General features: G+C 46.2%; 3 protein-coding genes. All 3 read left to right on the top strand.

The annotated features are described in order from the left end of the window. Positions 1–71: 71 nt before the first annotated feature. The gene (locus tag A3751_RS20825; protein ID WP_068458763.1) at positions 72–503 is read left to right on the top strand and encodes a DUF6691 family protein; all 432 of its coding nucleotides are present in this window, start codon (positions 72–74) and stop codon (positions 501–503) included. Between the two features lie 5 nt (positions 504–508). After that, positions 509–820 (top strand): helix-turn-helix transcriptional regulator, encoded by a 312-nt coding sequence (locus tag A3751_RS20830; protein ID WP_068458764.1) that lies wholly within the window; start codon positions 509–511, stop codon positions 818–820. Between the two features lie 243 nt (positions 821–1,063). Then, positions 1,064–1,303, top strand: a 240-nt coding sequence (locus tag A3751_RS20835; protein ID WP_304439070.1) for a solute carrier family 23 protein, incomplete at its 3' end; no start/stop codon positions are given.

Below are 1,303 nucleotides of genomic sequence, written 5' to 3' on the forward strand. Positions count from 1 at the left end.
CGTAACTTTTAAGGCGGCGGGTTTCGTTACCGTGTTTGTTGTTCGTCATGTTTTTGCATAGGAGTTCTACAATGGCTGGATTTGTTGGTTTAGTGGTCGGATTGTTGTTTGGCGCAGGGTTGGCGTTGTCGGGTATGACAGACACGCAAAAAGTGATTGGTTTTCTGGATTTGTTTGGCGATTGGGATATTACTTTAATGTTTGTCATGGGGGGCGGTCTGTTGGTGACTGTGCCCGTGTATCAATTTTATAAGAACAAGTCGCGGCCATTGTTTGATAGTGAGTTTCATCTCCCAGGTACAAGTCTGATCGATCAAAAATTGATTGGTGGCGCGGTATTGTTCGGTATCGGATGGGGGTTGTATGGTTACTGCCCTGGGCCTGCGATTTCTTCAATCGCATATGGTGACGCGTCAACTTTGTTCTTTGTTGGGGCGATGTCGGTTGGCATGTTGGTGGCAAATGTCTTAACGTCGCCAAAGCTCGTTAAAAATGCGGGTTAGCGGACATGACACCGAATCCGCAATCTGAAATGGAACAGGTACGCGCGAATGCCCTAGAGGCGGAGCGTTATCTCAAGGGCATCGGCAATCATAAGCGTTTAATGATCCTATGTGTTTTGATGGATCGAGAGCTCTCTGTTGGTGAGATCAATGCGCAGATCGATTTGTCGCAGTCTGCGCTCTCTCAGCATCTCGCTGTGATGCGTGAACTTGGGTTTCTCGCGACGCGCAAGGAGGCGCAGGTTGTTTACTATCGTGTTGTTGATGATAAGGTAAGTAGTCTTTTGGATGCGTTATATCAAACGTTTTGTCAGTAAATAGCTGTCCATCCGGTCAGCTTTGATTGTATGGCTTCTTCATTATTATATTTGACGTATCAAAGTAAGCTTGTTACAAAATGTATCAAAAATGACTAATCGGTCAAGTTATTGGTTTTTTAATATGGAAGTCGAGACTAAATATCTGTAGCTTTCAGCCTCGTTTTATTAAGAGCTCGCCCGTTTTAGTTCTTTGGACTATTTTTGAGGGGCGATTTTATACCGCCGAACGAGGATCCCATCATGCTAGAAAAGCTGTTTAAGCTTAAAGAGCACCAAACGACCGTCAAGGTTGAGTTAGTAGCTGGTCTGACTACTTTCTTGACGATGGCGTACATCTTATTTGCAAACCCCGACATCATGTCGGCAGCCGGCATGCCTAAAGAGGCAGTATTTACCGCGACTGCGGTTGCGGCCGCCCTTGGTTGTATCTTGATGGGCTTATGGGCTAATTTTCCGGCAGGTCTCGCGCCGGGAATGGGC

The organism is Oleiphilus sp. HI0080 (genome assembly GCF_001635135.1).

Coding starts and splice junctions, on each gene's coding strand:
- A3751_RS20825 (WP_068458763.1), top strand. CDS start 72: ATGGCTGGATTTGTTGGTTTAGTGGTCGGATTGTTGTTTGGCGCAGGG.
- A3751_RS20830 (WP_068458764.1), top strand. CDS start 509: ATGACACCGAATCCGCAATCTGAAATGGAACAGGTACGCGCGAATGCC.